We start from the raw sequence: 26,414 nt of genomic DNA, 5'->3' as shown, positions 1-26,414 counted from the left end.
TGATTTCATCGGAATTCATGCCGGTCAGCCTGCTGAGCCCGATCGCGCGCGATCTGGCGATCACTGAGGGGCATGCCGGCCAGTCGATCTCCATCTCCGGCTTCTTCGCGCTCATCACCAGCCTGTTCATCTCGGCGATCATCGGCGTGTCTGACAGGCGTCGCGTCGTGCTAATCTTCACCGTATTGATGATCGTGTCCGGCGTGATGGTCGCACTCGCGCCCAATGCCCCGCTGCTGATGGCAGGGCGCGCACTGCTCGGGGTCGCGATCGGCGGATTCTGGTCAATATCGGCAGCAATCGTCATGCGCCTCGTGCCCGAGGAGTCCGTGCCCAACGCACTGGCGATCCTCAACGGCGGCAATGCGGTCGCGACCACATTGGGCGCCCCCATCGGCAGCCTGATCGGCGGCCTGATCGGCTGGCGCGGTGCCTTCTTTTGCGTCGTACCCCTCGCTGTCGTTGCCCTTGCATGGCAGTGGCGCAGCCTTCCGGCCTTGCCGCCGGAAAAGGCGACGATCCGCGCACGCGACGTGTTCGCTCTGCTGAAACATCGGCAGTTCGCCATCGGTATGATTGCCGTTTCTCTGTTCTTCTTCGGTCAGTTCACGCTGTTCACTTATCTGCGTCCGTTCCTTGACCTGGTGACGGGGAACGACGCGCCGCTGATCTCGGCTATACTGCTGGCGCTGGGCATCGCCGGCTTTGTCGGCACGATCATGATCGGCTGGCTGCTTAAGTCACATCTCTACAGCCTGCTGATCACCATCCCGGCCATGCTGGCAGTCATTGCCATCACGATGGTGGAAATTGACGGCACGCCGCTGACCGCCGGCCTACTGCTCACACTCTGGGGCCTGCTCGCTACCGCAGCGCCGGTCGGATGGTGGACCTGGCTGAGCCGGACTATGCCGCACGAGGCGGAAGCCGGCGGCGGCCTCATGGTCGCGATTATCCAGCTTGCGATCATGCTGGGCGCGATCGTCGGCGGCGCTCTGTTCGACGCTTGGGGCTATCGCGGCCCGTTCAGCGTCGCTGCCGGGCTCCTCGTGATCGCGTCGCTGCTGGCGTTCGTCACGTCACGTATCGGCGCCGCGCGGCGCCTTGCCGAACAACCGGCCTGACAAGGAGAGCCCCGCCATGACCGACCGATCCTTCCCATTCGAGCGCCGCGGCGTGCTGAAAGCCGGCGCCGCCGGTCTCGTCACCCTCGGCACGCTTTCGATCCCCTCCACCTCCTCAGCAAAGGCACGAAACATGACACAGGATTGGGACAAGACATTCCCGTGCAGCAACGCGGTCGATCACCAGAAGGTCTCGTTCAAGAACCGCTACGGCATTACCCTTGCCGCTGATCTGTATCTGCCGAAGGACCGTGGCACGGAGAAGCTTGCGGCGATCGTGGTCAGCGGGCCGTTCGGTGCCATCAAGGAGCAGTCCTCGGGCCTTTACGCTCAGACCATGGCCGAGCGCGGCTTCGCGACGCTCGCCTTCGATCCCTCCTATACCGGCGAGAGCGGCGGTGAGCCGCGCAACGTCGCATCGCCCGACACCAACACCGAGGATTTCAGCGCGGCCGTCGACTTTATCGGGCTGCGGCCAGAGATCGACCGCGAGCGTATCGGCGTTATCGGCATCTGCGGATGGGGCGGCATGGCGCTCAGCACCGCCGCCATCGACAAGCGGATCAAGGCTGTCGTCGCCAGCACGATGTACGACATGACCCGCGTCATGTCGAAGGGCTATAATGACAGCACGACCCTACAGCAGCGCGCCGAGGCGCTGGAGCAGATGAGCCGCCAGCGCTGGACCGACGCTGAGAAGGGCACTCCGGCCTATGGCCCGGTCTCGCTGGAGCTGAAGGGCGGGGAGCCTGAGTTCGTCGTGCAATATGCAGCCTATTACAAGACGAAGCGCGGCTTCCACCCCCGCGCGATCAACTCGAACGCCGCATGGTCGCTCACCACACCGCTTCCTTTCTTCAATCTGCCGATCCTAACCTATATCGCGGAGATATCGCCCCGGCCGGTCTTGCTCGTCCACGGCGAAAACGCCCATTCGCGCTATTTCAGCGAGACAGCCTATGCGGCGGCAGCCGAGCCCAAGGAATTGATGATCATTCCGGGCGCCACCCACACCGACCTCTACGATCAGGTCGACATCATCCCGTTCGACAAGCTCACGACATTCTTCAACGACCACCTCGCGGCCTGAAACAAGTGGGTGGGCGTCATGCCCACCTACTATGCTGTCAAAGAGATTCATTCTCATTGCCAGTGCCATTCTGTCTGGCAGATGCCAGACTTGCGAAAATGGCTGGCTTTGAGAAGGGCTCCCGTTCAAAGCGGCGGCAGGGATTAACGCGGGGTCGCTGCCGACCCAAATCAGTCATTTATTCGCGGATATTCCATTCCCTCAACCGGACGGGCTGCTTCCTACACTGGTGGCGTAAGTGGCGCTTGAAAATGCTGACGTGTGCGCGGCCTCGCTGGAGGTGATCTGTAAGTAATGGACTTGAAAATTTCTTTGCGTTTCTCTGTCACAACCTGTCCATCAGCCTTTCACAACAGCCTATGAGAAGCTCTCGTTATTCCGGTGGGAGCGGCACGGTTACGGTCATCGCATCCAAGGGAGACGATGATGGCCGACCAACCGCACCGCCAACTGCATCTGGGCGCGATCCTGGAGGGCGTGGGCGCCAATCAGTCGAGTTGGCTCGATCACGATCTGCCGGGCGATGCCAGCATCGATATCGGCTGGTATATCAGCCAGGCGCAACTAGCCGAGGCGGCCGGCTTCGACGTCGTCTTCATCGTCGATTCCCCCTATATCACGCCGGATACGGCGCCGCATTTTCTCAACCGGCTGGAGCCACTGACCCTGCTGTCGGCGGTTGCCGTATCAACCTCGCGCATCGGCCTCGTCGGGACGCTCACCACCTCCTATTGGGAACCCTATAATGTTGCGCGCCAGTTCGGCTCGCTCGATCATATCAGCCATGGCCGGGCCGGCTGGAACGTGGTCACGACGGGGCTTGAAGGAGCCGCGCGCAATTATGGCCGGACCGAGCATTTCGACCATGGCGTGCGCTATGCGCGTGCCCGCGAGTTCGTCGATGTAGTACAGGGACTGTGGGACAGTTATGAAGATGATGCCTTCCCGCGCGATCGGGCAAGCGGCATCTTCCTCGACAAGGCCAAGCAGCATCGGCTCGATCACAAGGGCACGCATTTCTCGGTCGCAGGACCGCTGGCGCTCAGCCGCTCGCGTCAGGGGCAGCCGGTCATCTTCCAGGCCGGTGACAGCGATGAAGGCCGCAAGCTGGGCGCGCAGATCGCCGAGGGCATCTTCACTATCGGCGCGGATTTCGACAGCGCGCGCGCCTATTATGCGGACCTCAAGGCGCGCGCCGCAGCGATCGGACGCAATCCCGACGATATCAAGATTCTCGCCGGTCTGACGCCGATCATTGCCGACAGTGATGAGGAGGCCCAGGCGATCGATGCCGCAGGCCGCGGCGCGCTCGATCTTGGCAAGCTGCTGGTGCAGCTCGGCCGTGCGTTCAACTATCATGACTTCGCCCAATATGGGCTGGACGAACCTTTCCCGGATCTGAGCGGTGTCACCCTCAACAGCTATAAGGGACAGGCCGAGCGGATCATCCGGACAGCGCGGGACGAGGGCCTGACGCTGCGCCAGGCGGCCTATCGCTTTGGCGACTGGCGGTCCCAGTTCATCGGCTCGCCCGAAACGGTCGCGAACGAGATCGAGCGCTGGTTCAGGGAGGGGGCCGTCGATGGCTTCCTGCTACAGGTAACCCGGCCCGAACCGTTCCGCCGCTTCCGCGAGGAGGTGGTGCCGATCCTGCAAGCGCGGGGCCTGTTCCGCACCGAATATGCGCATGACACGCTGCGCGGCCATCTTGGCCTGCCGGTGCCAAACCATCGTTACGCCGTCCCGCTCGCGTCGCCGGCGGCTGTCGCTGCCGAATGACGCAGGTCGCAGAGATCCTCCGGGACGCCGATGTCCTGATCATCGGAGGTGGCATGGCCGCCTGCTGGGCGGCGATCATGGCGGCGCAGGCGGGTGCCGAGGTGTTGCTGGTGGACAAGGGTTTTGTCGGCACCAGCGGCGTCACGGCGACCGGCGGTCCCAATCATTGGTGGGTCGCGCCGGAACCGGGACGGCGCGACTCCGCGATAGAGGAGCGTCATGCCCGCAGCTTTGGCTTGGCCGAACGGGACTGGATGGCGCGTATCATCGATGAAACCTGGCGTGCCCTGCCGCAGCTGGCGGGCTATTATCCCTTCGCCGGCGATGGCAAGGGCGGCACTTTCTACTCCGGTGTGCGCGGGCCGGAATATATGCGTGCCCTACGTCGCTTTGCGCAGGATGCCGGTGTCACCATATTGGATCATCATCCCGCACTGGAACTGCTGCTGCATGCCGATGGGTCGGTGGCGGGGGCGGCCGGCTATGCGCGGCTAAAGCAACAGGCCTGGGTAGTGCGCGCAGGGGCGGTCGTGATCGCGACCGGAGGCTGCGCCTTCCGGTCCGGGCTGATCGGCAGTCATGGCAATAGCGGCGACGGATTGCTGATGGCGGCGGAGGCAGGCGCGGTCCTGTCGGGCATGGAATTTTCCGTATCCTATTCCCTCTCGCCGGCCTGGAATTCGACCCGGACGCTGCCCTATTTCGCGGCCCGCTTCTTCGATACCGAAGGCCGCGAACTGGACGTGCCGCCGCCGCTGAGCGGGGAGGCGGCGCATCTGCGCGCTTTGGCCCGTGCGCTGGAGGCTGGACCGGTATTGGCCGACCTGTCGGACGCGCCGGACGCTCTGAAACAAGGCTTGCGTCGTATCCAGCCCGCCTCGCTCGCGCCGTTCGAGCGCAAGGGGATCGATCTGTTCCGCGATCGCTTCCCGGTGCGACTATTCGGCGAAGGCACGGTCCGCGGCACCGGCGGGCTGCAGATCGTCGGCGACGGCTGCGAGACCAGCGTCGCCAATCTCTATGCAGCGGGTGACAGCGCCACGCGCGAACTGGTTGCCGGGGCAACGAGCGGCGGCGGCGCGCAAAATGCCGCCTGGGCGCTCACCTCCGGCAGGATCGCCGGCGGCGCAGCGGCGGCCCATGCGCGTCGGACCGGACGACGAGGCGATACGCCGGTGCAGGCGGCCGGCACGGCAGGCCTGCGGCCCACTTCCACGGCACGGCTCGCCGACGCCCGTGAGGGGCTGCCGATCATCCAGGCCGCTACCATCGGTTATGATGCGGCGCTCTGGCGCAGTGCGGACAAGCTTGTGCGGCACCGGGACGCGGTTGAGGCCGCCTGGCGCACGATCGCGGATCATGGCCACGCCGAGGGCCTGGGCGAGGTGGCCTTGCGCGAGCATGCGGCAATGACGGCGTGCGCGCGCTGGATATTGGCGGCGGCGCTGGCGCGCGACGAAAGTCGCGGCATGCATATGCGCATCGACCGGCCCGGGACCGATCCGGCGCAGCAGAGTCGCTTGCTGGTCGCTGGACTGGACCGCGTCTGGACTCGTCCAGAACGGCCCGTTGCGCAGGAGATCGCCGCATGATCGCCCAGATATTCGCGGAGCGCTGCACCGGTTGCCAGGCCTGCGTGACAGCCTGTCCCACCCATGTCTTCGACGCGGGAACCGATGGCGTGCCGCTGATCGCACGGCTGGATCAGTGCCAGACCTGCTTCATGTGCGAGCTTTATTGCCCGACCGATGCCCTTTATGTCGCGCCCGAGCAGGAAGGCGAGCCAAGCCTGTCCGGCGCGCAGGCGCTGGCCATGGGGCAGGTCGGGCGGCTACGCCATGATTATGGCTGGGATCATGATGCCCCGCCCGAAGCTCCGCATCTGCAGGACTTCTGGCAATTGGGGCCCTTGTTGCGTGAAGGGGCAGAGATTGCCGCGCGCCGTTATGCCGGGCGTCAGTCCGGGCGTGGCGACATGGCTGGAGCGACCTGATCGCAAAAGCCCGAGCACCGCGCTCGCCCATTGATGATCCGGTCATGCAAGTTGCACAGGCCATTGCCATCGAAGGTCGAGGCCTGGGCCGACGCGAGCGCGCTCAGCCCAGGCATGGTCGCTTCGATCCGATCCGGTGCGCGATCGAAATGCCCGCAAGGGGCGCAGTCTGCGGTGGAAAGACTTGGCCGCGTCAGCAATGCCGCGATCCGGGACAGGAAGGTCATTGTCCCAATCCTGCCCAATGCGCGCCGAAAAGATGCACCGACAGGACATAGCCAAGCGCCAGATTGACGGCGACACCCGCGGTGAAGGCTATCAGCGGTTTGCGGCCGGTCGCCGCCAGATCGCGGATGCGGGTGGTAAGGCCGATGCTCAAAAAGGAGAAGATGAAGGCCCAACTGCGCAGATCCTTGATCGGTGCGATCAGGTTCGGGATGGCCTCCCTATTATAGCCCGCCAGGTCATAATGGGCGGTTGCGGCGGTCACCACGGCCGAAGCGAGGAAGAAGCCGAGTATGAATTTCGGAAAGCGTCGCCATATTTCCCGGATATCGGGGGCACTGCCGGCGGGGCGCTCCTCCCATCGCGTGGTCGCGACAATCGCCAGCACGACCGCCCAGATGCCGATCCAGACGTCGCGGCCGACCACCTTGACCAGCGTGAAGGCCTGCAAAGCCTGATCGGCCGTGCCGCTGATCCCCTCAACCTTGCCGGCCAGGCCGCCATAGGTCTGGGCGGCAGCGATACCGGCTGCATCGGCAAATTCCGATGTCCCGATCCATGCGCCGGCGATGCCGGTCGGCAGATGCAAACCACGCGCGACGAAGGGCAGGGCAAAGATCATCGCAATCGCCCACAGGACCACGATCGAGATGGTGATGGATGCCTGTTCCTTGCGCGCGCCGACCGCACCGGCGACCGCGATCGCGGCCGATACGCCGCAAACCGCGCCGCCGACGCCCAGAGTCGCGGCAAAGGGGCGATCAAGGCCAAGCCGGACGGCAATGCCGAAGATGACAGCAAAAGTGACAATCGAGACGATCGATGCCTGTACGATCGCGATCGGTCCGGCGAGCAGGATCAGCGACAGCGGGACGGTCGCACCGAGCAGAACGATGCCGGTCTTGATGTAGAGTTCGCCCCGCAAGGCGGGCGCCAGCCAGCGCGGTACACCGATCAGGTTGGCGACAGCCAGGCCAACAAACAGGGCGACCAGCGGCGGTTCCAGATTATAGCGGACCGCGCCTTCCCATTGCCCCAGCACGAAGATGGCATAGGCCGCCAGATAGAGAAAGCTGAAGGCGGGCACGAACGTCCCTATGCTGCGGCCAAGCGCGCGCAGGGCGATTGCGAAGGCCGCGAGCCAGAAGAGATATTGGGCACCATAGCGTGGCCAGTGCGTGACGAGATCGGCTGCGACTTGCGACGGGCTCGCCCATTTGGGCGGCAATGCCGCGAGCCAACGCAGATTGGCGCCATTCCAGAACAGAACAGATCCGGTGAGGACGATGGTGAGGCCGATCAGGATCGCCCAGCCATCCTCCTTGGCGAACCAGGCCGTCGGGCCACCGGAAGGCTCGTTCGGCGAAACGGACCGGGTGGGTGTCGTCATGCGTATCTCCCCCTCCTGCTGCTCAGATCGGCCTGATCGTCGGTGCCGGTGCTTCGACCAGGCTGCCCGGCGGGACGTCCTGACGCAACCAGACATTGCCACCGATCCGCGAGCCCGCACCAATCGAGACCCGACCGATGATGCTGACATTGGCATAGATGATCACGTCGTCGCCGATCAGCGGATGACGCGCTACCGCATGCTGGGCTCGACCGCCGGGAATGTCCGGGTCGCCACCTAGCGTCACGCCCTGATAAAGGCGGACGCGGTCACCCAGGATCGCGGTTTCGCCGATGACGACGCCGGTACCATGGTCGATGAAGAAGCTGCTGCCGATCCGCGCGCCGGGATGGATGTCGATACCGGTCTTCTCATGCGCGATTTCGGCGATGACCCGGGCGACCAGTGGAGCGCCGAGCCGATAGAGGCTGTGGGCAATGCGATGGTGAATGACAGCCGTCAGCGACGGGTAGGCGAGCAGCACCTCATCGACGCTGCGTGCCGCGGGATCAGCCGCGTAGCCGGCGTCGACATCACTATCGAGCAGGCGCCGCAGCGTCGGCAGATAGGCAGCGAAGCGGCCGATAATCTCCTCGACTTGAGTGGCAATCGCCGACTGGTCGCTGTCGGGCTCATGATAGCCGCGCTCCAGTCGGATTTGTGCGGCAAGCTGGGACAGGGTCGATTCAAGGGCCGCGCCGACATAGGCATTTTCATTCTGTGCGGTCAGTTCGGGCGGACCGAAGCGCAGCGGAAAGAGAGCGATCGCCAGTTCCCGGCTGATCCGCTGCAGCGCTTGACGCGACGGAAAATAGACACCTTGCTCGGCCTGGCGCTGATGCCCGGCGCGCCAGTCGAGACGGGCCTGGTGAAGCCCCTCCACCACTAGGTCAACCTGCTCGGGAAAACGAATGATCTCGGTCAGTGGGTCGGGTTTGGGGGTAGGCGACATGCAGATGATCCTTGCGTTCGGGATGATCGGTGTCGCGTGACATGTCTCCGACCTTGGCTGTTGTGTTTATCTACCAAATTTGTAGTGATTTGAAAGAGGATCAACTTGATCGCTCAAAAGCTGCTGTTTTCCCGAGCTGCTGGCGGGGCCCTGAAAGGAATGAGGATCAGATGATGAAATGGATTGCCGCGACTGGGATGGTGACGCTGGCCATGACCGGTGCGATAGCGGTCGGCGCGCCGACGCGTGCCCCTCGCGTGTCGATCGCCAGCCTGGAACAACTGCCTCAGCCTTTGCCGCTGCCTTATGATGTCAACGCTGATGCGGACCGTCAGGTGGCCGCCGCCCGGGCGCGGGCCAAGGCAAGCGGCAAGCGGCTGATCATCGACCTTGGCGGCAATTGGTGCGCGGATTGCCGCATTCTGGCCGGTGTCATGGAGTTGCCGGAACTCCGTTCATTCTTGCGCCGCCATTATGAGGTCGTGACCGTCGATGTTGGCCGGTTCGACCGTAATCAGCAGATCATCCGCCATTATGGCCTGGATCGACTGCAAGGCGTGCCTGCTTTGCTGATCGTCGACCCGCGCAATGACAAGCTGCTCAACCGTGATCGTCTGTCGGCCTTGGCCGATGCGCGTCATATGACGCCCCAGGCACTCGCCGACTGGCTGGCGCAATGGGTCTGAACGACGCAATGCCGGGACGAATGCAAGGCTAGCGGAAACTGTAGCCGCCATCGCAGAACAGGGTGCTGCCGGTCATATTGCCATTGTCGAGCAGGAACAGGGCGGCCTGCGCCTGTTCCTCGACATGGGCAGGGCGCCCGATCAGGCAAACTCCGTTCCAATGGGCGTAAGCGGCTTCACGCTGCGGCGCGGGGCGTCCTCGCCACAGGTCGCTGTCAGTGGTGCCGGGCGACAGACAATTGACCCGGATTGGGGACAATTCGAAAGCGAGGCCGCGCGCCAATCCCTCCAGCGCTGCATTGCAGGCGGCATAGGCAGGGGCACCGATCGGCCTGACCGAGGCCACACCCGACATTAGCAGGATCGATGCCGTCTGCCTTAACACCGGCAAGGCGGCGTGGACGGTCCAATATTGCCCCCAGAATTTGGCGTCGAATAGCGCTTCGCTTGTGTCAACATCGCCGTCACGAAAGGCTCCGGTGCGATAGCTGGCGGCCGGGGTAAACAACCCGTCGAGCGCCGGTGCATCGGCGAAGAAGGCCGCGATCGACGCACGATCGCCGGTGTCGATGGAGCGGGCGGAGGCCTGCTCCCCCAATGTCGCGATAGCGCTGGCCAGCCGGTCGGGCGATCGTCCGCCGATCAGCACTCTGTCGCCGCGCGCGACCAGCAATTTCGCCAGAGCAAGGCCGATGCCGCTGCTGCCGCCGACGATGGCATAATGCCGGCCGGCCTGTTCCGTAGCAGCGCCCATCAGCTACGCTCGATCGCGACCGTCGGCCGGGTATTGGGATAGATTTGTTCCACGGCCGGCTCGCCAGCCGCAAGGTCCGGCTTCCTCATGCCATAGGCGTTCACCGGCTGCGACCGGTTCACCCACAGGGCATAATGGAGATGGTCGGCGCGCGGATCGTCGGTATTGGGATGGACCAATATTGTCAGGCCCAGGCTGTTGAGCTGGAGCCAGGGCAGGATCAGCGGCTGCAGGTCGGTGCCGAAGCCGAAATAGAAGGACGGCGTGACATGCGGGCCGCGCGGCTCTGCATTCCAGTTGCCCAGTTCCACCGCAAAGCGTTCTGCGGTCCATTGCCGGATGCGGACTGCCTTCTCGTAGCTGTCCTCATCGAAATAGATATGGGCGTGATAGCTCTTGATATCGGTATAGGCGCGTGGCCGATCGGGCAGACCATACTCCTCGCCGGGGCGCACCGCCAGGGGACGGGGCGTCGGTTCCGTGGCGGTGGCATAGCCCCAGGGGCTCTTGCCCGTATGGGCGGCGATGGCGGCGGCAGAGGGCGCAGGAGCGGCGGCAAAGGCCGGCGCCCCGATCAGGCCACCGGCAGCGGCAAGCCCGCCGGCGCGCAGCAATTGCCGTCGGCCGGGGGAGAGAAGATCGGCCCAATGCTGGTCGATTGGGTCATAGGTCTGGGACATGTCCGGTTCCTTGTTCTAAGATTTTGGGAATGAAACGCCGCTCAGTTCCTGACAGCCGTTACTGGCTGGGGACGGGTGAAGCGGTTGTCCGGGCGATCGAGGCCCAGATTGTCGCGCAGCGTGGCGCCCTCATAGGCGGTGCGGAACAGACCGCGCCGCTGCAGTTCGGGGACAACCTCCTCGACGAAACGGTCGACCGATCCATGCAGGTCGGGGAACATGATATTGAACCCGTCGGCCGCACCGGCATGGAACCAATGCTCAAAGTCATCGGCAATGTCGCGTGCGCTGCCGAACAGGATGCGATGCCCGCCGGCGACCATCTTGCGCAGCAATTGCCGCACCGTCGGCTGTTCGCGGCGGATCAGGTCGATCACCAGTTGCTGGCGGCTCTTGTGCGTGTTGGTCACCGGGATCGCGGCGGGCAGGACGACCGGTTCGTCCAGCGGCAGAGTCCACAGGTCGATGCCGATATTGACGAAGCGGGATATGCCCTTGAGCGCGGAAACCGGATCGAGCAGATCCTGGAGCGCTTCGTAGCGGGCACGGGCTTCCTCGGCATCCTGGCCGACATAGACCGATATGCCGGGCAGGATGCGCACGTCACTGCGCTTGCGGCCATAGCGGCCGAGGCGGGCGGTGATGTCCGCGCTGAAGGTCAGCGCCTCGTCGATCGTCTGGGCGGCGGTGAAGATGATTTCTGCGGTTCGTGCCGCGAGTTCGCGCCCGTCATCGGATGATCCGGCCTGGGCGATGACGGGATAGCCCTGGACCGGGCGGGCTGCGTTGAGCGGCCCCTGCACCGAAAAATGGGTGCCCTTGTGGTCGAGCCGGTGGAGCTTGGCGGGGTCGGCCCAGATGCCGCTCTGCTTGTCCTGGACGAAGGCGTCATCCTCCCAACTGTCCCACAGGCCCGTGATGACGTCGAAAAACTCCTCCGCGCGCTGATAGCGCTGGGCATGCAGGACATGGTCCTCGCGGTTGAAATTCTCGCCGCCGCCGAGCGATGTGACCAGGTTCCAACCAGCTCGTCCCGCGCTCAGATGATCGAGCGAGGCGAGCCGGCGTGCCAGCGTATAAGGTTCGTTATAGGTAGTGTTGGCCGTGCTGATGAGGCCGATCCGGCTGGTGACCACGGCCAGCGCGGGTAGCAGGGTCAATGGATCCCAGCGCATTCCCTGTGCCGAGCGTGCCAGCGAATCCGTGTCGAGATCGGGAATGGCGACGCTGTCGTTGAGGAAGATCGCGTCGAATAGTCCCTGCTCCAGCTTCTGCGCGACGCGGGCATAGGGAGCAAAGCTGCGCGAGGCATCGACATCCACCTCCGGCAGGCGCCAGCTCGCATTATGCGAGCCGTGCCCCGACAGGAAGGCGCCGAGCTTGAGCGTGCCGGAGGGGTGGGTCATGCCTGCGTCTCCATCAGAAGCTGAAGGCCAGGCGGCCATAATAATAGCCGCCATAGAAGCCGAACGGGGACTGGGCCGGATAGGGCGGGAAACCGTTGGTATCCGGCAGCGTGTTCTTGTCGGGATAGGTGTCGAAGAAATTGTTCGCGCCGATCGCGACGTTGATGTTTCTCGTTGCCTGGAAGGACAGGTCGATATCGGCGATCCACTTGGCGCCGTAGAACTGGTCGGTCGCGGCCGTCGTGCCGAGGAAAGCGACCTTGGCGTAGCGGGTCTCGCGCAGGTTGAGCTGGAGATTGCCGAGCTTCAAATCCTGTCCCAGGATCAGTTTGGATCGGGGCAGGTTGCCGGCGATATAGCCCTGCGCTTGGCGATCGAACAAGGTGAGGTTGAGCGCAGCGAGTTCCGACGGATTGTCGGCCACATGCGTGATCTTGGTCTTGTTATAGTTGTAGCCGAGCGTGAAGCGGATCGACTTGTCCTCGCCCAGCGGCTGCAGATAGTTGGCGACCGCTTCGACGCCGCGGGTCCGGGTGTCGATCGCATTGGCGAAATAGCGCACAGAATAATTGGGATCGAAGCCGTTCGCGACCAGGATAGCGCTGACGCCCGCGCCGGTCAGATAACCAGTCTGGGCGATGCGATCGTCCAGCTTGATCTGATAGGCGTCGACCGACAGGTTGAAGCGCGTGCCCAGTCTGTAGGTGAAGCCGGCGCTCAGGTTGAAGGATTTCTCCGGCGTCAGCGGCTTGGCGCCGAGCGCATCGCCGATCGGCGTGCCCGGTCGCACCGACTTGGCGGTGATGAACGTCTGGACACCGTTGACGGTGGTATATTGGTTCGACGTCTGCGCAAAGGCGGACTGGGCCAGCGAGGGTGCGCGGAAGCCGTTGCTGATCGTGCCGCGGATCGCGAAATGATCGGTGAAGTCATAGCGGGTGGTGAACTTGCCATTCAGCGTGTCGCCAGCGCTGTCGTCATAATGTTCGGCCCGACCAGCCAGCCCAATGAACCAGCGCGGCACCGGATTGATGCCCAGGTCGACATAGGCGGCATAGCTGTTGCGGGTCAGCTTTGCGGCATCCTCGGGCGTGAGAACGATCGCGCCTTGCGCGCCGATGGTGGCATAGCGGCCGGCCAGCGGCGTGCCGGCGGGATATTGGTAAAGGCCGTTGGCATAGGCTTCTGGGTCGCCGGCGATGGTCTGGAAGCGCTCGTAGCGATGCTCGGCCCCGAACGAGATTTTCAGCGGTTCGGCAAGGCCGATATCCACGCCCTTGGAAATATCGAGATTGTTGGTCCACTGGGCGAATTTTGCGGTGAAGGTCCAGAATTCGGTTGGACTTGTATCGCCCAAGGAGGCGTTGAGGCTCTCCGTAGAGCCGTTTTTCGACCGGTTCTCGCCATAGGTGCTGGACAGATCCCAGCTCCAGCCACCCGCTTCGCCCTTGATGCCGGCGAGGATCTGGAAATCATTCTCGTCCAGCGTGTAGTTGGGCGCATAGCCATCAGGATAGATGGACAGCACCGCATTGGTGGAATTGGGGCGACGGAAATTCTGCCCGATGATCGCTTCGCGGGTTGACCATGTCGATGAAGAGTAAAGGGTCGCGGCCGGGGAAAGCGGCAGTTCCGCATTATAGAGGACCGTCAGTGCGCGCAGGTCGGGCAGGCCGCCGGTGAACACCGTCTTGTCCCGGCTCTCGCGCGGGTCGGGCTGCCCATTGGCCAGCGGGTAATAGAAGGCGCCGGTCGCGGGAATGGCGCGGCGGGCATGGTTATTGTCCTTGGCGCTGGCGGCAATGTTGACGAACCCGTCCGACCCCAGCTTGAAACCGATATTGCCGCCTGCCTCGATATTGCGCCCGTCGGAATTACCGCGATAGCTGTAGCGCTTGCCGCCGTTCGCGGTCAGCGTGCCGCCATGGTCGTCATCCTTGAGCACGATGTTGATGACGCCGGCGATCGCGTCCGATCCATATTGGGCGGCCGCGCCGTCGCGCAGCACCTCGATCCGCTTGATGGCGGCCGCCGGGATCAGGTCGATATCGACCGAATTGGCGCCCTGGTCGACGCTACCGGTCGACAGGTTGAGCAGCGAGCTATTGTGGCGCCGCTTGCCATTCACCAGCACCAGCACATGCGACCCGCCCAAGCCGCGCAGGCCTGCGGGGCGCGCAACACTGTTCCAGGATGAGGAACTGACGGTCAGCGAGTTGAAGCTGGGCAGCAATACGCCCAGTGCGTCGCGCAGCGAACTGTTTGCCCCCAATGTCGCCAACTGGCTTTCGTCGATTACATCGATCGGCACCGGGCTTTCAAGCGCGATGGTGGCCCGGCTGCGGTTGCCGACGACGACGATCGTCCCCTCGGCATCGGTCGGGGCTGGGGCCGGGACAGGTTGTTCCTGCGCAAGTGCTGCCGAACCGATTCCGACCGCGGTTAGCGTCGCGGTGGAAAGCCATAGCTTGCGCAGGACGCCAAAGGTCGACCGGCTGATATCATGTCGCATAAATTCCCCCTTTTTTTTAAGATGTTCGTGACGGTCAGCCCGATCAGATCAGGCCCGGTTCCCACAGCGCCGACAGATCGAAGCGATCCCGCACCAGCGCGAAGCGGGCGAGATCGTCGGCGACATGCTGCAGGCTTGCGATGGCGGTTTTGGCGGGCGGGACGATCAGGGCGGGCCGGCTCGCCTCGCGGGCCAAGCGCTGGAACAGGGCGGCGGGCTGGTTGCTGAGCGTCCCCGACAGTGCCGCCCAGCGTTCCGGGTTCCGGTCGATCCATTGCCAGGTCGCCTGTTCCCGGCGCAGATAGTCGCGGATCGCCGCTCGCTTGAGGGGATCGGCCAGTGCGGCTGGATGGGCAGAGATGCAGAAATTGCCCGAATAGAGACCGGCGACCGATCGGGTGATCCAGCGCCCGCCCAGCAGACTTTCGGTCAGCAGGGCGGAAATGCCGCCGGTGACGGTCGCTTCCACATGACCACGAGTGAAAGCGGCATTGGCGTCGTTGGCGGGCAGGCCGACGGCCTGCACATCGGACAGGCGCAGATCATGCGCTTCGAGCAGCTTGAGCAGATAATAATGATTGTTGGTGTTGGGCGTATAGGCGATCGTGCGTCCGCGCAGGTCGGGAAATTGCCGTGCGCTTGATCCCTTCACCACCAGCACGCCGCTATTGTTCACGTCGCCCTGGTGGGTTGCGATCAGCCTGAGCGGCGTGCCCGATTGCAGCGCGAAAGCCGGCGGGATTTCGCTCATATAGGCATAGTCGAGCGCGCCGGCGGCATAGGCGTTGAGCACCAGCGGGCCGCCGGGCAGATCGACATAGCGGACCTGGTATGGCGTGTCGGCCTGTCCTGCCGCCGCCATGAAATTGCCGGCCGTCGTCTTGTAGCGCCAGACGTTCAGGGTCACGTCGGACAATGCCCGTTCCGTGGCCGCGCCGCATCCGGCCAGCGTCAGGGCGCCGGCGCCGGCTAGCAGCGCCCGCCGGGAGTAAAGCTGCGCGCTCATCAGTCCAGCAGATCGGGTTGCGCGCGGACGATCTCGTCCCAATAGGGCAGGAAGTTGAGCCAGGCCCATCCTTCGCGCTGGTCGGGAGAGGGAAGCTGGGATGGGGGATCGATGATCGCTGTTCCGGCAGCCCGTGCCGCCAGTTGCACGCGGGCCGCGCTTTCATAGGCAATGAAGCGCCAGGCCGCGCTTTCGACGCTGTTGCCGACGGTCCAGTGGCCATGATTGGCCCAGAGCAGGATGTTGCGCTCGCCCAGCGCCCGGACGAACTGCTGTGCTACGGCGTCGCGCCCCGTAGCGGCATCCAACGACCGGTCGGGCACGAAGACCACCTGATCCTCATGGAAGGCGGCGAGGTCGGCGATGATCGGCTCGACCGGTTGCCGGAAGGCGGACCAGGTCTTGGCATGGAAACTATGGGCATGGACGATCCCGACGACGTCCGGCCGGGCGCGCTGGACGGCATGATGATAGGGGATGCCGGAGATGTTGACTGGCCCGTCGCCCTCGACGACCCGCCCGTCGCTGTCGATCCGCAGCAGGTCCGATACCCGAATATGGGAAAAGGGGACGCCGACCGGATTGACCCAGAAATGGTCCACATGTTCGGGGTCCCGGGCGCTCAGATGGCCGGCCAGGCCAGGCTCGACGCCATGCTGGGCCAGCAGGCGCAGCGACGCGGCCAGTTGCTGTTTGCGGTGCAGCCGTTCGTCTTGAACTGTGCGCCGGGCCGGCCCGGCCTCCGGCCTTGGTGCGTCGCCATCGCGGGGTACATCATGGATACGGAAGCGCCGCAGCGTTGATTGGGCAAAATTATCCGCGTGGGGCTGAGACAATATCGTCATTCACCGCTCTCGTCGTCGAACGTGGTTGGTGGATGATGTTTAGATTTTTGAAAATTGAGCCGGCAAATGATTATGTCTTCAGCGATTATTTGTAATGCGAATGGCTTCGTATTTTACCATGAGATAAAAATATTCATTATTTGCGGTGCTCATATCTGAATTTATCTTCTGTTCTGATCGAGGCCATGGCGGATCATGTGCACCACGGTTACGCACGAAGCGCGCTCGCGCGCCGGACGGCGCGAATGGGCTACAGCTTTCGCACGGGCGCAATCACAGGTTTAATGAGCAAAATTAAACCTATGGTGCATCTTATTTATCGACTTCATAGGTAGAGATTGCATTCCGCAGCGGCGATCGGCCGCTGCGCCAGTTGCCGAGGCGACATCGCCAGGCCCTTTTCATCAAGCATGTCCGCACGGGCGTCACACATCACCGGGCTGAGCGTTTGCTGGGTCGGATGTTTGCGCGTGCGTGCGGATCCAAGGGGAAAATATGTCGCGCGCCTGTTTCTTGTCATCCATCCTGTTCACTGCGTCCCTTGCTGCGATTGCCTCTGCAGCACCCGCAATGGCCGAGCAGGCGCCTGAAGCCGTTGCAGCGGAGCCGGGCGCGCAAAATGACAATGAGATTCTCGTGACCGCGCGCAGGCGCCAGGAGCGTGCGCAGGATGTCCCGATCTCGCTCAGCACGGTCGACGACCGGACCCTGCTCACCACTGGCTACAGCAATCTCACCCAGATCGCGAACCTGACGCCGAGCCTGACCATTCGCGGCACCAACGCGCGTAACACCTATCTCAATATTCGCGGCCTGGGTTCCAACTCGACCCAGAATGACGGACTGGAGATCGGCGTCGGCGTCTATGTCGACGATGTCTATTATGGCCGGGTCGGCTCCTCGCAGTTCGACCTGATCGACCTGGAACGGGTGGAGGTCCTGCGCGGCCCGCAGGGAACGTTGTTCGGCAAGAACACCACGGCCGGCGCAATCAGCATCACGACCCGCGAACCCAGCTTCTCACCCGAATTTCGCGGCGAGATATCGATCGGTGAAAATGGCTATCGCCAGGTGCGGGCCAGCGCCAGCAACGCGCTGGTGCCAGACCGGCTGGCGATCCGGCTGACCGCCTCAAGGACGCTGGAAGATGGCTATTTCCACAATAGCTATAATGGCAAGAGCCTGGGCGACAGCGACAATCTGTCCCTACGTGGACAATTGCTGTTCGTCCCAACGGACCGGATCCGGGTCAAGTTGATCGGCGACTATGCAGAGCAGGATGCGTCCGGCTTCGGCAGTGCCTAGGTCGGTTATTTCACCAAATATGACAATGGCGCCACTATCGCCAACAACATCATCGATCGGACGACGCGGCTTGGCTATGCGCAGCCCAACGCCTTTGGTGATCCCTATGCCCGGGTAACCAGCGTCAATGCGCCGACTACGTCCAGCATGCGCAGCGGCGGTGTCTCGGGCAAGGTCGATGTCGATCTCGACTGGGCGACGCTGACGTCGATCACGGCCTGGCGCTATTGGAACTGGCAGCCGCAAAACGACACGGATGGCACTGCGCTCGACATCAACCCCATTGGCGGCACCGCCAACCGGCAGCGCCAGTTCAGCCAGGAAGTCCGTCTGGCTTCCCAGGGCAAGCGCACGATCGACTATGTCGTGGGTGCCTATTACGTCCATCAGGTCATCCACGCGCTCAGCGAATATCGGCTTGGCGCGGATTATGCGGCCTGGAACAACCCCAATGCCAACCGGGCAATCGCCAACTATGCCTATACCGGCTTCCAGGCCAATTCGGCGGCAACGCCCAAGACCGACAGCTATGCCCTGTTCGGCCAGAGCACTTGGAATGCCAGTAATGCGCTGAGCGTGACGGCGGGTCTGCGCTTCACCCATGAGGACCGGCAGGCCAGCTATGACCAATATATGGCCGCCGGTAACGACCTTTCCCTTTTGAGCGCAGCGGACCGCGTGACGGCCCAGGCGCTGCGCGATGCGCTCTATCCCGCGACCAGTTACTTCCGCAAGGTCAGCGACAATGCGCTGACCGGACAGATCAATCTCTCCTACAAGATCGCGCCCGATATCCTGGCCTTTGCCAGCTATGCGCGCGGTGTGAAGTCGGGCGGCGTCAATGTCGGCCAGTTGCCTGCCGGCGTTTCCGGCATCGTCGAGCCGGAAAAGGTCGATGCCTATGAAATCGGCCTGAAGACCCAGTTCTGGGATCGCAAGATCACCGCCAATTTTGCCGGCTTCTGGACCGATGTGGAGGATTATCAGGCGGCGATCGCCGAGCAGATCGGCACCACCACATCCTATCGCCGTTATATCTCGAACATACCGGGCGTGCGCTCGCGCGGGTTCGAGGCCGATATTGCGATCGTGCCGACCACGAACCTGCGTCTGTCGGCCTCGGCGGCCTACACTGACACGACGTTCAAATCCTATCCCAATGCCCAGGCCCCGGTGGAGACCCGCAATGTCAGCCAGACCCAGGACCTCTCCGGCGAGCAGCTCGTGAATATTCCCAAATTCGTCTACACGCTGGCGGCGGATTATAGCCATCCCGTGCATGTGATCGGCGACGACGCGCTCTACCTGCGTGCCGATTATAATCATCGCTCGTCCTACATCACCGACGAGACCAATTCCCGCTACGCGCGTGTGCCCGGCTATGGCGTGCTGAACGCGCGGGTCGGCCTGCGCATCGATGGCGAGCGCTGGGATGTGTCGGTCTGGGCGCGCAACCTGCTCGACAAGAAATATTATAACGCGATGACCGCCGCCGCGACGGGCCTGATCACGGCCGGCATCGGCAATCCGCGCCAGATCGGCGGCACTTTGCGGGTGAATCTCTGATGATCGGAAGGAAAGCCATGGCCTGTCGTCGATGGGCGCTCTGCGCGCTATTTCCTCTGTCGCTGGCGGCAACCCAGGCGATGGCCGCTGACAGGGCGGGTAGGGCCGACACCCGGTGCCGGCCTGTGCCGACCGGTATCGATGTCGATGCGGCCACCGATGTTCGCGTCCATGTGCGCACCATTGGCGCGGGCCGGCCGATCCTGTTCATTCCGTCGCTTGCGCGCGGCGCGTCTGATTTTGACGATATTGCGCAGCGACTGGCGACGCAGGGCTATATGGCGATCCTGCCGGATCCGCGTGGCACGGGGGCGACGACGGGACCGGCGCCTGGTTCGCTGTTCGACCTTGCCCATGATGCGCAGGCGGCAGTGGAAGCGCTTTGCGATGGGCCGGTGGATGTGGTGGGGCATGCCTTTGGCAACCGGGTCGCCCGGGCCCTGGCCGCCTCCAGCCCGGCAACGGTGCGCGCGGTCGTTCTGCTGGCGGGCGGCGGGAAGGCGAAGCCACTGCCGCAGGTCGGCGATTCCATTGCCGTGTCCGCCGCGCAGGGTGCCTTGCCCGATGACCAGCGGCTTGGCGCCCTGCAGACCGCCTTCTTTGCTCCGGGCCATGATCCTTCGGTCTGGCTGAATGGCTGGTATGCCAAGGCCAAGACCTATCAGGGGCTGGCGATGCAGGGCTCTACCATCGATCAATGGTGGTCTGGCGGGAATGCTCCGATCCTGCTGGTTCAGGCGGATACCGACCCGGTCGCCCCTGCGGGCAACGTCGAGGAACTGCGCAAGGATATCGGCGCGCGGCTGCGCACGGTGACGCTGCGCCGCGCGAGCCATGCCATCCTGCCCGAGCAGCCTGATGCCGTGACCTTTCTGCTTGCGCGCTATTTCGCCGGGGAGCGGGATGAAGCGCAGCTACAGCGCGGGGCAGACGCCCTGATCAGGCCCTGATCCAGGAGGATATGGATTTGGATCGTAGAAGATTTTTCCAGGGACTGGCCGGTGCGCCTATGGCCGCCATTGCACTCAGCCCGGTGCAGGCGGCAACGCGGCTGTCGGTCGACACGCTGATCGATGATCTCGATATTTTCCAGGTGCGCGTCAACCATCGCGGCAATTGGGTGATCATCCGCTTGCGAACGAAAGGCGGCATGACCGGGATCGGCGATGCTTCGCATGGGGGGAATGACGCCCGCACGATCGAGCATCTCCAACATTTGACGGGTCTGTTGCGCGGGCGCTCGATTTTCGATGTCGAATGGTTCCGGCAACAGGGCGCGGCGCTGGTCGAGCGGACCGGCGGCGCGGCGCGGTCGGCTGTGAGCGCGCTGGCACAATGCCTGTGGGATCTGATCGGCAAGGCGACCGGCCAACCCGTGCATCAGCTATTGGGCGGGGCGCTGCGCAACCGGATCGTGCTCTACGCCAATATCAATCGATCGGCCGATCCGCGCACGCCAGAAGGCTTCGCGGCGATGGCGCGCCGCGCCGTGGAGGCCGGTTTCGATGCCATCAAGCTGGCGCCGTTCGACGAGATGCCCAAGCAGCCGTCGGAAGGTGCGGACATCGCCGAAGGCGTTCGGCATGGCATTGCCTGCGCGCAGTCGGTCCGCGACGCGATCGGACCGACGCGAAAGCTGATGATCGACGTGCACAGCCGCTTCACGCTGAAACAGGGGCTGGCACTGCTGCCCCGGTTCGAGCCGCTCGACCTCTACTGGCTGGAGGAGGTCACGGCCGAGGACGGATTTGCCGATCTTGCCACGATCAATCGGGCTGCACGGATGACGACCGCAGGCGGCGAGGCGCTCTATGGCATCGAGGCCTTCTATCGCTACGCCAGGGCACAGGCCGCCGACATCCTGATGCCCGACGTCAAATTGTGCGGGGGCATCCTGGAGCTGAAGAAGATTTCCGCGATCGCGGAGGCGGGGGGCCTCGCCGTCTCTCCCCATGGTCCAGCCAGCCCGGTCGGCAATATTGCGGCCGCGCAGGTCATGGCGACCGTGCCGAACTTCACCATGCTTGAATATGCCTTTGGCGAGGTGCCCTGGCGCGCTGAACTGCTGGGGCCAGTCGAGGACGTGGCTGGCGGCGCGCTGATGCTCTCGCCACGGCCGGGCTTCGGTGTTGACCTCAATGAGCGCGCTTTGCGCAAATATGCAGCCTGAAGGCAGGAGGAAGGCCGATGACGTTCAAAGCTGAGCGGCTCGACCGGCGCGACGTGCTGGCATCAATGGCCGCGTTGCCATTTGCACTGGGGCCGGTGGTTGCCGTTGCAACGGATAGTGTGCCGGGCATCGGGGTGGATCGAATTGCAGAAGATATCCAACGCTATATCGGCTTCGGCGCCAAGGCGTCGGGCGGGGCAGGGGATACCGCTTCGGGCGCGTGGATCGGCGAGGAACTGGCTAAGGCAGGCTATGCGGTCGAGCGGGCTGCGTTCGAAGCGCCCTATTTCGATCCGGCGATCGTGCAACTGCGGATCGACGGCCGCAAGGCGGAGCTCATTCCCCAGGCGATCGTCCAGCAGACATCCGCGGACGGGGTGAAGGGGGCGCTCTTTCACTTCGATCCCGAGCGGCCCTTAGCCATTCCTGCAAAGGCAATCGTGCTGGTGGACCTGCCAAAACGGGCGTGGTCGACCGCGACGGATCCGGTAATCCGGCGCGCCATCGCTGCATGTGTCGATGCCGATGCCTCGGGCATCATACTGATCACCAATGGTCCCACGGGGGAGGCCATTGCATTGAACGCGCCGGCGGATGCGCCGCTATCGTCCATTCCCACCGCCTGCCTTGCCCCAAGGGATGCCGCGCCATTTCTTTTAGCGGCGCGTACCCAAGACGAAGCGACACTGTTGATTGCGGGCAAGGCTGGGCGGCGACCGGCCTTCAACATCATGGGTCGATGGACCGCGCCGGGGGCGAGCAAGAAAGTCATTGTCACGACGCCGCGGTCTGGATGGCTGACCTGCGCTGCCGAACGCGCTCCGGGCATAGCGGCCTGGCTGGATCTGATGCGCTGGCTGCCGACCAGCGGTCTTAAACTTGACATCATATTCAGCAGCAACAGCGGCCATGAATATGAAAATCTGGGCGCGTCGCATCAGGTGGATGGGCGACTGCCCCGGCCTGAAGAGACGGCTTTGTTCCTGCTGTTTGGCGCCAGTATCGTCACGAAGGCAACCGCAGAGCAGGACGAGCAGTTGCGCATATTGTCCAAGCCGAGCGAGAAGCGCGCCTGCATCGTGACCGCGCGCGAGGCGTCGCGCGCCAGGGAATATTTCGCCGGCTGGGCGGGGTGGGCCGACCCCGCCATCGTCACCGATGGTGGGGCTGGCGAGGCAGGAACCGCCATCAGGGCGGGCTATCCCAACGTCATTGGCCTGATCGGGGCCAATCCCTATCATCATGTTGCCGGCGATACGGGCGCGATCGTTGATGCGGGCTATGTTCGGCAGATCGCGCAGGCGAGCCGCAAGTTGCTGCAATCTTTGTAGAGTAGAGGCGGGGCATACGGCCCGTCCCGGATGTTCAGGAATTCACTTGCACTTTCCAAGAGCGGGCATTCGTTTAACGAACACGGGCTTCTACCAGACGTTGCATCAACCTGATTTCCGCTTGGTCCTGACCTTGGGAGCAGGCAATTCCCGGGGATGTGATACGAACGATCTCGGCAAGCCACTCACGGTCATCCCACTTTTCCGCGTCGATCAGGAGCCAGGGCTTCGCACCGGGGTATGGAGGGGCTTCTTCCGCACCGGCAGCGAATGCCCTCCCTCCAACTGTGGGCTTTACGAATAGGTGGTCGTCGCAGATCAATGCGACCATTTTCCCATCGCAATAAATGCCGAATTCGCCAAACATCGCCTTGGCTGAAACGGTGCCGCCGCCTGCCATCTGCTCGACAAGGAATTCAACGGTTTTACGATCGGACGCCATAAGGCGATATCGCCCGTCCTGATGAAAAGGTCGAGGGTTAATCGACCCTTTGCCGCCGTTCAGCAGCCGATTTTTCATTCCCAGGTGCGGCCGGTCCGCTTTGCCGATCGGAACGTTCGAGACTGGCCGATTGCAGAATGACGGCTTTCAGCCCGCCGGTGAGCGATAGCTGCCGGTCGGTATAGGAGAGATAATCCTATGCAGTGGTTTGCGGTTAGGCGAGTGCAAGCTCAGCCTAGATCGGGATGAATCAACCTGTCCATCGCCTTCGCAGCGCGTTAAGCATAAAGTTCAGACATCTCACTATATATTTCGCTGACTGCTACCGATTGCGCGGAACATGCGTTTGAATTGCTGGGGAAAGCGATGCACGAGAATGAGATAAGCGATCATGGGTCGTACTCCATCGGGCGCGCGAGGGGCCAGCCCAACGCAACGCAGGTGTTTCCAGCCTCTGGAAATTCGGTCGAAACTCTCGACCGGCGTTCGATTTTTTGGAGAAGCGGCACCGGACATGCTCGGTACCGCTGATCACCAGTCAATATAGGGATCGCGGCGGCACATTATAAGACACAACGTCGGAGGCGCATCAAAATGGTGCCCATAATCGTTCGGCGTCATCGACCGCTTCAAACATGTCGCTTTCAGCCTGCATCTTATTGAGGTGAAGACGCACGGCGTCCGGGTCGCCATGCCGCGGAAATCCTCGATCCGCCTTGGCCGCCCTTGCTAGATCGCCGATCCAGCCGTCTCGGCCGTGCTGACCGATCAGCCAGGTGCCAAAGGCAATGTCCTCAAATGGGTCCTGTTCGATCGCTTCGCTATCCGTCATGGCCTGACCCGTCCCGCCAGTTGCCAGCCCCGTTTCGAAGGTTTGACCATGGGGCGACCACACAGCAGACATGCCGACATAAGCAAGCCATTTTCCACATGCTCCTCGACCGGATCGGGCCGATGCCGGCGCAGTAGATTGTGAAGGATCATCAAGGGGCTCCTGTCCCGCAATGAAGCGGACTTTGTCTTATTGAGGTTGCCTCCGCCACACCCTCTGACACGACATGATTGGCTGGTTCTGCAGGCTCGGCCGCATCTTCGATCAGGAATTCTAGCGCGATCGCTGCATCCTCTGCGCTGAGCAAACGGCGCACGCCGGCTTCGATGTCGGCCGCCTCTACCGCCTGACGGCCCCAGGCCGCAGCCGCGCGCAGGGCAACGGCGCGAACATGGGCGAGCGGCGTCTCGGCCGCCCTCTGGCGGTGCAGGGCTTCTTGCTGCCTGCACATCAAAGCACTATTGAGTGCGATGGTCATGGTCGCCCGTCCGAACGCGCGTGGCGCACCCACAAAGGCACCCAGCGCCACGAGTTCATCGAAGAAGGGGGGCCAAGGAGATCGGAACCATCCGCCGCCATTCCTTCGATCCGGGCCTGGACTTTAGCCTGTTCGTCCCGCTTTTGCGCCTGCTCCAAGTCCTCCAGCTCGATCCGATGGCTCTCCAATCCGCTACCTGTTGGAATGTGGAGCGTCGTCGCAATCCACTGATAGACCGTCCCTGTATTGCTTGCAAAAGCCTCTTCGTCGGTATCGAGTGCATAGGTACCTGCAGGCAGGAACCCAAGTCCTGGTAACTGGAAAGGCGCCCTGAATGTCACGGATGTGCTGCTCGTACGCTTCGTCATGGACGTAGCCAGCAGGTTTTATCCAAGGGCGTGCATTGATGTTGCAGAGTCATCACTCTCTCCCGAAAGCAGGCGGGAGCACGATGGTCTCTCTGTCACGAAATGCCTGCGGCATTATATGGGTGATGCGTCATCCTAGCACATCTCCCGATAGTCCTTGCATCAATTCGGCTGTCTGAAGAATGATGTATGTCGCCGATACGGCCAATGTCCTGGAACAGAATAAATGAAGAGCGACAGGCCTGGGACACCCCGGCACCTCGGCTTGTCGGCTCCGTCCCTGGTAACCGGTTCAGCCGCCGATTTTCCATCCAAAAGTGTGACCGGTCCGCCTGCCGATTTTGGATGCGAGATAGTGGCAGATAGCTGTCTGTCCTTTTCCCGAGCTGGGAAAATGGTTGCGGGCGGAAATAGCTGCCAAATGGCTGTCGACCAGAAAGGACCTTGTTTCCTCTCCCGTTTACGGGAGGAGCATGACAGTAATCCATCCATCCCGCTCATTCAGCGCGCCGAATTCATCCACGCCCCTTAAATCAGGGGTTCGGGAGCGATCTTCGAAGCTGCGGAACGTCAATCGGATTAGTTGTGTCGCTGTGACTATGGTATGGCAGCTAATCGCTGCGCAAATCGCAGTGGCTGAGAGACACATGCGCTCCCGAAAATACAGGAGAGACGCATATGTGCCCGTCCACTTCCGCCATCGATCTTGCCGATATGCTTATCCGCGCGAAAGACAGGGTAGGTGGTAATCCGTCCCAATGCCTTGAACGTTTGACCGCGCTTCTCGGTGCAGCACGGGAGAAACTGGCTCGCGGCACGAATCTCTCCAATGCCGACATCCAAAAGCTGAACGAGGCTTTGGATGAATGGCAGAATAAATGGGCGAGCCCGCTTGAACCTCGGAAATGACGCAATACATCCCTCGACGAAAATTCGCGCGATGCAGAGTTTCTCCAAAAATTTACTTACTATGCCAGATTGCTTTTCAAGAATTAGTTCGGTGCCCGGATTTTGACTTGAATGATGATGGAAGGGATCACCGTCATAATGCGTCAGTAGCGCCGTTCCGAAGGAGCGCAAAAAGCCTTTCCAACGGTTTTCCTGGCTTCATGACCAGCGGCAAGTCGGGATGCTGCGCGTGCAGCTCTGGAGGAAGGCCCGCAGCGCTGTACACTATGAAGGGTATTGCGGTTTCCATCAGGAAAAGTGCGAGAGGCGTGACGTCGCGATCCCGGAGATTTGCGTCTACGATGGCAGCGTCAATCTTCGCCTGAGTCAGGAAAGTTAGAGCCTCACCGACCGTTGAAAACGGCCCGACAACTGTACCGCCTACGGCTTCTACATTTTCGCAAAGCGCCATTGCAATAAGCGGATCATCCTCGACGATCAGCACGCAGAATCCTGATAGCATATGTTCTCCCCTTGCAGCGGGAGCACAATGTCTCTCAGTCGATGATGCGCCGAACATGTCACCGATAGG

Annotated in this window: 25 protein-coding genes; 12 read left to right on the top strand and 13 right to left on the bottom strand. The window is 62.6% G+C overall.

Going from position 1 to position 26,414, the window contains the following annotated elements; translation table 11 throughout:
• The first annotated feature begins 17 nt into the window (after positions 1–17).
• The 5 genes from ACUCV3_RS25140 to ACUCV3_RS25120 all read left to right on the top strand — a co-directional run bounded on the left by ACUCV3_RS25140 (position 18) and on the right by ACUCV3_RS25120 (position 5,986).
• Entirely contained in the window at positions 18–1,124 is a 1,107-nt protein-coding gene (locus ACUCV3_RS25140; protein WP_482241320.1) for an MFS transporter, read from the top strand.
• 16 nt (positions 1,125–1,140) lie between these two features.
• The gene (locus tag ACUCV3_RS25135) at positions 1,141–2,214 is read left to right on the top strand and encodes an alpha/beta hydrolase (protein WP_482241319.1); all 1,074 of its coding nucleotides are present in this window, start codon (positions 1,141–1,143) and stop codon (positions 2,212–2,214) included.
• A gap of 426 nt (positions 2,215–2,640) precedes the next feature.
• Positions 2,641–3,993, top strand: coding sequence for an LLM class flavin-dependent oxidoreductase (locus ACUCV3_RS25130; RefSeq protein ID WP_482241327.1), 1,353 nt, complete (start codon positions 2,641–2,643; stop codon positions 3,991–3,993).
• Positions 3,990–5,585 (top strand): FAD-dependent oxidoreductase, encoded by a 1,596-nt coding sequence (locus ACUCV3_RS25125; RefSeq protein WP_482241318.1) that lies wholly within the window; start codon positions 3,990–3,992, stop codon positions 5,583–5,585. Before ACUCV3_RS25130 ends, ACUCV3_RS25125 begins: the two co-directional genes overlap by 4 nt.
• Positions 5,582–5,986 (top strand): 4Fe-4S dicluster domain-containing protein, encoded by a 405-nt coding sequence (locus ACUCV3_RS25120; RefSeq protein WP_279730398.1) that lies wholly within the window; start codon positions 5,582–5,584, stop codon positions 5,984–5,986. The genes ACUCV3_RS25125 and ACUCV3_RS25120 overlap by 4 nt, the downstream gene beginning before the upstream one ends.
• A gap of 223 nt (positions 5,987–6,209) precedes the next feature.
• On the opposite strand, the gene ACUCV3_RS25115 is transcribed toward ACUCV3_RS25120, so the two are convergent.
• Positions 6,210–7,601 (bottom strand): YeiH family protein, encoded by a 1,392-nt coding sequence (locus tag ACUCV3_RS25115; RefSeq protein ID WP_482241317.1) that lies wholly within the window; start codon positions 7,599–7,601, stop codon positions 6,210–6,212.
• 22 nt (positions 7,602–7,623) lie between these two features.
• Positions 7,624–8,553, bottom strand: a complete 930-nt coding sequence (gene epsC, locus ACUCV3_RS25110; protein WP_279730403.1) for a serine O-acetyltransferase EpsC — start codon at positions 8,551–8,553, stop codon at positions 7,624–7,626.
• Between the two features lie 173 nt (positions 8,554–8,726).
• Between epsC and ACUCV3_RS25105 the strand changes: the two genes are divergently transcribed.
• Positions 8,727–9,239 (top strand): thioredoxin family protein, encoded by a 513-nt coding sequence (locus tag ACUCV3_RS25105; protein WP_432215185.1) that lies wholly within the window; start codon positions 8,727–8,729, stop codon positions 9,237–9,239.
• Positions 9,240–9,267: 28 nt separating this feature from the next.
• On the opposite strand, the gene ACUCV3_RS25100 is transcribed toward ACUCV3_RS25105, so the two are convergent.
• Genes ACUCV3_RS25100 through ACUCV3_RS25075 form a run of 6 tightly spaced genes read right to left on the bottom strand, consistent with a single transcriptional unit; the run spans position 9,268 to position 16,442 of the window.
• Entirely contained in the window at positions 9,268–9,993 is a 726-nt protein-coding gene (locus ACUCV3_RS25100) for an SDR family oxidoreductase (RefSeq protein WP_482241316.1), read from the bottom strand.
• On the bottom strand, positions 9,993–10,673 hold the full coding sequence (locus ACUCV3_RS25095; RefSeq protein WP_482241315.1) for a DOPA 4,5-dioxygenase family protein: 681 nt from the start codon (positions 10,671–10,673) through the stop codon (positions 9,993–9,995). Before ACUCV3_RS25095 ends, ACUCV3_RS25100 begins: the two co-directional genes overlap by 1 nt.
• 41 nt (positions 10,674–10,714) lie before the next feature.
• A complete protein-coding gene (locus ACUCV3_RS25090; protein ID WP_279730409.1) occupies positions 10,715–12,079 on the bottom strand; it encodes an LLM class flavin-dependent oxidoreductase in 1,365 nt (454 codons plus the stop codon).
• A 13-nt stretch (positions 12,080–12,092) separates the two neighbouring features.
• Complete coding sequence (locus ACUCV3_RS25085; protein WP_482241314.1) at positions 12,093–14,591, bottom strand: TonB-dependent receptor plug domain-containing protein; 2,499 nt, start codon at positions 14,589–14,591, stop codon at positions 12,093–12,095.
• Between the two features lie 43 nt (positions 14,592–14,634).
• Positions 14,635–15,597 carry an ABC transporter substrate-binding protein gene (locus ACUCV3_RS25080; protein WP_279730414.1) on the bottom strand — a complete coding sequence of 321 codons (963 nt, stop codon included), beginning with the start codon at positions 15,595–15,597 and terminating at the stop codon, positions 14,635–14,637.
• Complete coding sequence (locus tag ACUCV3_RS25075; RefSeq protein ID WP_279730416.1) at positions 15,597–16,442, bottom strand: class II aldolase/adducin family protein; 846 nt, start codon at positions 16,440–16,442, stop codon at positions 15,597–15,599. The genes ACUCV3_RS25080 and ACUCV3_RS25075 overlap by 1 nt, the downstream gene beginning before the upstream one ends.
• A gap of 636 nt (positions 16,443–17,078) precedes the next feature.
• On the opposite strand from ACUCV3_RS25075, the gene ACUCV3_RS25070 reads away from it, so the two are divergent.
• From ACUCV3_RS25070 to ACUCV3_RS25050, 5 genes are read left to right on the top strand one after another with little or no spacing between them, the layout of a single operon-like run.
• The gene (locus ACUCV3_RS25070; RefSeq protein WP_482241313.1) at positions 17,079–17,747 is read left to right on the top strand and encodes a TonB-dependent receptor; all 669 of its coding nucleotides are present in this window, start codon (positions 17,079–17,081) and stop codon (positions 17,745–17,747) included.
• A gap of 36 nt (positions 17,748–17,783) precedes the next feature.
• Positions 17,784–19,313, top strand: coding sequence for a TonB-dependent receptor (locus tag ACUCV3_RS25065; RefSeq protein WP_482241326.1), 1,530 nt, complete (start codon positions 17,784–17,786; stop codon positions 19,311–19,313).
• A gap of 17 nt (positions 19,314–19,330) precedes the next feature.
• Entirely contained in the window at positions 19,331–20,263 is a 933-nt protein-coding gene (locus ACUCV3_RS25060; protein WP_482241312.1) for an alpha/beta fold hydrolase, read from the top strand.
• Between the two features lie 59 nt (positions 20,264–20,322).
• Positions 20,323–21,483 (top strand): mandelate racemase/muconate lactonizing enzyme family protein, encoded by a 1,161-nt coding sequence (locus ACUCV3_RS25055; RefSeq protein WP_482241311.1) that lies wholly within the window; start codon positions 20,323–20,325, stop codon positions 21,481–21,483.
• Between the two features lie 17 nt (positions 21,484–21,500).
• Positions 21,501–22,814 carry a hypothetical protein gene (locus ACUCV3_RS25050; RefSeq protein WP_482241310.1) on the top strand — a complete coding sequence of 438 codons (1,314 nt, stop codon included), beginning with the start codon at positions 21,501–21,503 and terminating at the stop codon, positions 22,812–22,814.
• A 73-nt stretch (positions 22,815–22,887) separates the two neighbouring features.
• Here ACUCV3_RS25050 and ACUCV3_RS25045 read toward each other — a convergent pair whose 3' ends face one another.
• The 4 genes from ACUCV3_RS25045 to ACUCV3_RS25030 form a co-directional block, all read right to left on the bottom strand.
• Positions 22,888–23,334, bottom strand: coding sequence for a TfoX/Sxy family protein (locus tag ACUCV3_RS25045; protein WP_482241309.1), 447 nt, complete (start codon positions 23,332–23,334; stop codon positions 22,888–22,890).
• A gap of 511 nt (positions 23,335–23,845) precedes the next feature.
• Positions 23,846–24,088, bottom strand: a complete 243-nt coding sequence (locus tag ACUCV3_RS25040) for a hypothetical protein (RefSeq protein WP_010339352.1) — start codon at positions 24,086–24,088, stop codon at positions 23,846–23,848.
• A 151-nt stretch (positions 24,089–24,239) separates the two neighbouring features.
• Positions 24,240–24,566 carry a hypothetical protein gene (locus tag ACUCV3_RS25035; protein WP_234831478.1) on the bottom strand — a complete coding sequence of 109 codons (327 nt, stop codon included), beginning with the start codon at positions 24,564–24,566 and terminating at the stop codon, positions 24,240–24,242.
• Positions 24,563–24,934, bottom strand: coding sequence for a hypothetical protein (locus ACUCV3_RS25030; protein WP_037523030.1), 372 nt, complete (start codon positions 24,932–24,934; stop codon positions 24,563–24,565). Before ACUCV3_RS25030 ends, ACUCV3_RS25035 begins: the two co-directional genes overlap by 4 nt.
• 678 nt (positions 24,935–25,612) lie before the next feature.
• Between ACUCV3_RS25030 and ACUCV3_RS25025 the strand changes: the two genes are divergently transcribed.
• Positions 25,613–25,843: a hypothetical protein gene (locus ACUCV3_RS25025; RefSeq protein ID WP_125999339.1), complete on the top strand. Its 231-nt coding sequence runs from the start codon at positions 25,613–25,615 to the stop codon at positions 25,841–25,843.
• Between the two features lie 133 nt (positions 25,844–25,976).
• Here ACUCV3_RS25025 and ACUCV3_RS25020 read toward each other — a convergent pair.
• Positions 25,977–26,414 (bottom strand): response regulator (locus ACUCV3_RS25020; protein ID WP_482241308.1); only part of this gene is annotated, 438 nt, incomplete at its 5' end.

The sequence above is a fragment of the Sphingobium sp. VMM genome (genome assembly GCF_056790315.1).
The sequence above is the reverse complement of the archived record's forward strand: the minus strand, read 5'-3'. Positions and strand labels throughout refer to the sequence as shown.

Excerpts from the sequence above, each read along its gene's own strand:
- ACUCV3_RS25140 (WP_482241320.1), top strand. The coding sequence starts at position 18 with ATGCCGGTCAGCCTGCTGAGCCCGATCGCGCGCGATCTGGCGATCACT.
- ACUCV3_RS25135 (WP_482241319.1), top strand. The coding sequence starts at position 1,141 with ATGACCGACCGATCCTTCCCATTCGAGCGCCGCGGCGTGCTGAAAGCC.
- ACUCV3_RS25130 (WP_482241327.1), top strand. The coding sequence starts at position 2,641 with ATGGCCGACCAACCGCACCGCCAACTGCATCTGGGCGCGATCCTGGAG.
- ACUCV3_RS25125 (WP_482241318.1), top strand. The coding sequence starts at position 3,990 with ATGACGCAGGTCGCAGAGATCCTCCGGGACGCCGATGTCCTGATCATC.
- ACUCV3_RS25120 (WP_279730398.1), top strand. The coding sequence starts at position 5,582 with ATGATCGCCCAGATATTCGCGGAGCGCTGCACCGGTTGCCAGGCCTGC.
- ACUCV3_RS25115 (WP_482241317.1), bottom strand. The coding sequence starts at position 7,601 with ATGACGACACCCACCCGGTCCGTTTCGCCGAACGAGCCTTCCGGTGGC.
- epsC (WP_279730403.1), bottom strand. The coding sequence starts at position 8,553 with ATGTCGCCTACCCCCAAACCCGACCCACTGACCGAGATCATTCGTTTT.
- ACUCV3_RS25105 (WP_432215185.1), top strand. The coding sequence starts at position 8,727 with ATGAAATGGATTGCCGCGACTGGGATGGTGACGCTGGCCATGACCGGT.
- ACUCV3_RS25100 (WP_482241316.1), bottom strand. The coding sequence starts at position 9,993 with ATGGGCGCTGCTACGGAACAGGCCGGCCGGCATTATGCCATCGTCGGC.
- ACUCV3_RS25095 (WP_482241315.1), bottom strand. The coding sequence starts at position 10,673 with ATGTCCCAGACCTATGACCCAATCGACCAGCATTGGGCCGATCTTCTC.
- ACUCV3_RS25090 (WP_279730409.1), bottom strand. The coding sequence starts at position 12,079 with ATGACCCACCCCTCCGGCACGCTCAAGCTCGGCGCCTTCCTGTCGGGG.
- ACUCV3_RS25085 (WP_482241314.1), bottom strand. The coding sequence starts at position 14,591 with ATGCGACATGATATCAGCCGGTCGACCTTTGGCGTCCTGCGCAAGCTA.
- ACUCV3_RS25080 (WP_279730414.1), bottom strand. The coding sequence starts at position 15,597 with ATGAGCGCGCAGCTTTACTCCCGGCGGGCGCTGCTAGCCGGCGCCGGC.
- ACUCV3_RS25075 (WP_279730416.1), bottom strand. The coding sequence starts at position 16,442 with ATGACGATATTGTCTCAGCCCCACGCGGATAATTTTGCCCAATCAACG.
- ACUCV3_RS25060 (WP_482241312.1), top strand. The coding sequence starts at position 19,331 with ATGGCCTGTCGTCGATGGGCGCTCTGCGCGCTATTTCCTCTGTCGCTG.
- ACUCV3_RS25055 (WP_482241311.1), top strand. The coding sequence starts at position 20,323 with ATGGCCGCCATTGCACTCAGCCCGGTGCAGGCGGCAACGCGGCTGTCG.
- ACUCV3_RS25050 (WP_482241310.1), top strand. The coding sequence starts at position 21,501 with ATGACGTTCAAAGCTGAGCGGCTCGACCGGCGCGACGTGCTGGCATCA.
- ACUCV3_RS25045 (WP_482241309.1), bottom strand. The coding sequence starts at position 23,334 with ATGAAAAATCGGCTGCTGAACGGCGGCAAAGGGTCGATTAACCCTCGA.
- ACUCV3_RS25040 (WP_010339352.1), bottom strand. The coding sequence starts at position 24,088 with ATGACGGATAGCGAAGCGATCGAACAGGACCCATTTGAGGACATTGCC.
- ACUCV3_RS25035 (WP_234831478.1), bottom strand. The coding sequence starts at position 24,566 with ATGACCATCGCACTCAATAGTGCTTTGATGTGCAGGCAGCAAGAAGCC.
- ACUCV3_RS25030 (WP_037523030.1), bottom strand. The coding sequence starts at position 24,934 with ATGACGAAGCGTACGAGCAGCACATCCGTGACATTCAGGGCGCCTTTC.
- ACUCV3_RS25025 (WP_125999339.1), top strand. The coding sequence starts at position 25,613 with ATGTGCCCGTCCACTTCCGCCATCGATCTTGCCGATATGCTTATCCGC.